5 protein-coding genes are annotated in these 3,477 nt (G+C 64.7%); 4 read left to right on the forward strand and 1 reads right to left on the reverse strand.

The window, feature by feature from the left end; translation table 11 throughout:
• The 4 genes from ACIF9R_RS38095 to ACIF9R_RS38110 form a co-directional block, all read left to right on the forward strand.
• Positions 1-1,389: RHS repeat-associated core domain-containing protein (locus ACIF9R_RS38095; protein WP_399987691.1), on the forward strand; the 1,389-nt coding region annotated here is incomplete at its 5' end.
• Positions 1,390-1,463: 74 nt separating this feature from the next.
• The gene (locus ACIF9R_RS38100) at positions 1,464-1,688 is read left to right on the forward strand and encodes a hypothetical protein (RefSeq protein ID WP_399987692.1); all 225 of its coding nucleotides are present in this window, start codon (positions 1,464-1,466) and stop codon (positions 1,686-1,688) included.
• A gap of 158 nt (positions 1,689-1,846) precedes the next feature.
• Complete coding sequence (locus ACIF9R_RS38105; protein WP_215215685.1) at positions 1,847-2,716, forward strand: IS5 family transposase; 870 nt, start codon at positions 1,847-1,849, stop codon at positions 2,714-2,716.
• Positions 2,717-2,788: 72 nt separating this feature from the next.
• Positions 2,789-3,094 carry a hypothetical protein gene (locus ACIF9R_RS38110; protein WP_215215684.1) on the forward strand — a complete coding sequence of 102 codons (306 nt, stop codon included), beginning with the start codon at positions 2,789-2,791 and terminating at the stop codon, positions 3,092-3,094.
• Here the strand turns inward: ACIF9R_RS38110 and ACIF9R_RS38115 are convergent.
• The gene (locus ACIF9R_RS38115; RefSeq protein WP_252540427.1) at positions 3,081-3,326 is read right to left on the reverse strand and encodes a hypothetical protein; all 246 of its coding nucleotides are present in this window, start codon (positions 3,324-3,326) and stop codon (positions 3,081-3,083) included. The genes ACIF9R_RS38110 and ACIF9R_RS38115 overlap by 14 nt on opposite strands.
• Between the last annotated feature and the right edge of the window lie 151 nt (positions 3,327-3,477).

The raw sequence follows: 3,477 nt of genomic DNA on the forward strand, positions 1-3,477 counted from the left end.
AACACCGCCGGCCGCACCGGCGGCCCACGCACCCAGGACCTCACCTGGGACGCGGAAGGCCACCTGACCAAGATCGTCGAAGACGGCAAGACCACGGAGTACGTCTACGACTCCGACGGCAACCGCATGCTCGCCAAGAACGCCGACGGCTCCACCACCGCATACCTCCCCGGCGGCAACGAACTCCAGATCACCGCCACCGGAGCGAAGACCGCCACCCGCTACTACACCCACGGCGGCGAAACCGTCGCGGTCCGCACCAGCACCGGCGGCTTCTCCTTCCTCTTCGGCGACCACCAGGGCACCGCACTCATCGCCATCGCCATGGGCGCGGTCCAGACAGTCACCCGCCGCAAACAACTCCCCTTCGGCACCTCCCGCTCCGCCGCCGGCAGCAGCTCATGGCCCGGCGACCGCGGCTTCGTCGGCGGCACCACTGACCCCACCGGCTACACCCACCTCGGCGCCCGCGAATACGACCCCACCCTGGGCCGCTTCGTCTCCGTCGACCCCCTCCTCCTCACCGACGACCCCACCCAGCACAACCCCTACACCTACGGCAACAACAACCCCGCCACCTACTCCGACCCCACCGGCGAAGCCATCGCAGAATGCATGCGACAAGAAATCGCCTGCAGCGGCGGACTCCCCAAACGCAAACCCAAAATCAATAGCGCCGTCTCAGGAGGAAACCCCGGCAGCCCCGGCAACTCCGGCTCCTACATCCCCTGGACCCCCGGAAGCAAAAAACGCATCCTCGCCAACCCCTCCAAAGGCCGCTACAACACCTACGGCCACCAAGGCCGCAACTCCTACGGCCAGACCACACACGCCGCCCAGAAGGCATACAACGACGCATACCGCGAAGAACGCCGCCTCGCAGACATCGCATACACAAAAGCGCAAGCAGAGAGAAACAAGAAGGAAGAAGGATTTTGGGGTGGTATCAAGAGCAAAATTGGCGATGCCGTGGACTATGCGATGTCGTACAAGAACACATCAGGCATCTGTCTCTCCGCTGGCGGCGCCTTCGGCTTCGGCGGTTCGGCGACTGGTTGCTTCATTCAGACCACTCGCCCTGACGGAAAGGTGGACTACGGGGTAAGCGGCACGATTGAGGAGACGGTCGGTGTTGGTGGCGGATTGACTCTCGGGTTCATCAGAAGCAACGCCGACGACTTCGACCAGTTGCGAGGTGAGGCGGCCGGCGTGGGTGTGGAGGCGGGAAGCGGACTGCTGGTCTCTGCCAGCCACCGCGGCACATTCGACACCCGCAACGCGCGTGGGGACATCGTGCACAGTGTGGAGGTCGGATTTGGGCCCGGTGCTGGCGTCACCGCTAGCTTCGGCTCAGGTGTAACCGGCATCACAAGGCTCTGGACCTCGTAGCACGTACTGTAGGCGGGGTCTGGAAGTGCCCCAGACATACCCGGACCCTGCCCGGAGCTGAAAATGGAGAGTGTGTGTTTCATTTCGTGTGGGCCGCCGCGGTCGCTGCCCTCGGCGCACTGATTGCCCTCGACTACCGAAACCTGGCCATCCGGATGTATGACATTATTGGTATGGTCACGCCGGGAGGCCCGCCTGATCCTCGGTTTACTCCTGACCATCTCAGAGTTATATGGGCCATCCTGGCGATCGTATTTGCCGTGGTGGCAATCGTCAGAGGTGTGGCACTGTTCGGCTGATCTGCATTGAATGCTGCTTTTTATCTGAAACGGTTTGCGTTTTGGGTCATTGGTGGCGTGTGAGCGCTCTGGTGGGGGAACCACGTCTGCCGCCGTCGGCCTAGGCCGTGTTTTGGAAGTGACTCCTGTGTCTCGCCTCGTGCCGTGATGATCTCGGTGTGGGGCGAGGGGATCTTTCAGATGATCAGTGGGCGGTGCTGGGGCCGTTGTTGCCGGTTGCGGTGTTGGGCAGGCCAGCCCTCCGTCGGCGCCGGTTGATCGACGGGATCCGTTGGCGGGTGCGGACTGGTAGTCCGTGGCGGGATTTGCCGCCGGAGTACGGTCCGTGGCAGACGGTCTATGGGCTCTTCCGGCGCTGGCAGCGCGATGGTGTCTGGGCGGCGGTTCTGACCAGGCTGCAGGCCCAGGCGGATGCCGCCGGTTTGATCACTTGGGACGTGAACGTCGACTCCACGATCTGCCGGGCCCATCAGCACGCGGCCGGTGCCCGGCGGGACAGCCGGGCCCAGAAGGAACCGCCTGGCGGCAACCTGACCGAACCGGACGATCACGGCCTGGGCCGGTCCCGCGGGGGCTGGACCACGAAGATTCATCTGGCCTGCGAGCAAGGGCAGAAGCCGTTGTCGCTGCTGATCACCGGAGGGCAGCGAGGTGACAGCCCGCAGTTCAGGGCGGTGCTGGAAGCCATTCGGGTTCCCCGTATCGGGCTGGGCCGGCCGCGGGTTCGTCCGTTGCGGGTGCGCGGCGACAAAGCGTATTCATCGCGCGCGAACCGTGCGTATCTGCGGCGGCGCGGGATCCGCTGCACGATCCCGGAACCGGCTGATCAGGTTGGCCACCGCAAACGCCGGGGAACGGTCGGCGGGCGGCCTCCGGCCTTCGACCGTGAGGACTACAAGGCACGGCACGCGGTCGAGTGCGGCATCAATCGGCTGAAACGAAATCGGGCGGTGGCCACCCGGTTCGACAAACTCGCGGTCCGGTTCGAGGCGACCGTCCTCATCGCCGCGATCAACGAATGGCTGTGACCTGCTTGAAGTGTCAGCCCGCGTGTCATCCTGGCCGGGATCAGGTCAGCAGGCTGTGAGGAGACAGGGCCGATGGGAGCTGCGTACTACCGGGCCGAGAGCGAGAGCGGCGACCACATCGAGGACCCGTCCGAGGACGCACTGTTCATGCTGATCGACGACCTCAACAGCTCGGACAACACCTTCGTCGTCATCCAGCCCGACGAAGACGATCCGGCCTGGTTCACCTCGGTCGCCGTCCTGGACGAAGGCGGCTACGAGGTCGTCCGCCGCGACACCACCCGCCGCGAACACGATGTCGTCACCGAGACGAGCATCGATCGGATCGCCCGCGACCTCACGATCTGGTTGGCCGCTCGCAGTATCAGCGCTGGCTGATCCCGATCTCACCGCGGCGTCGAATATCTGCGGCCTGTTCCCGTGTTGCCGCCGCCTCCGCCCTGGCTCTGTCCCGGTCCTCCTCGAAGTTCAGCACACAGGCCAACGCGTCCAAGGCCCCAGCGATCCTCTCTCGCCAGTCAGCGAACTCGACGAAATCTCCATCGGACGGCTTCTGCGCCTTCACCGAGCGGAGAAGGCGCAGGGCGTCCTTGAGCGCGGGGTCAACCACCAGGCTTCCTTCAACGGGTACGCAGTCGACTCCATCGTGCACTACTTCCAAAACACGGCCTAGTACTCCAGTCGTAGATCGTGATCTTCCTGGTGGGGGCCGGGGGCAGCCTGCAGTGCTGCCCCCAGCCCCTGGGTGGGTCAGTCTGACC

The organism is Streptomyces sp. NPDC086080 (genome assembly GCF_044540255.1).
In the GTDB taxonomy this organism is placed as follows: Bacteria; Actinomycetota; Actinomycetes; order Streptomycetales; family Streptomycetaceae; genus Streptomyces.

Coding starts and splice junctions, on each gene's coding strand:
- ACIF9R_RS38110 (WP_215215684.1), top strand. CDS start 2,789: ATGGGAGCTGCGTACTACCGGGCCGAGAGCGAGAGCGGCGACCACATC.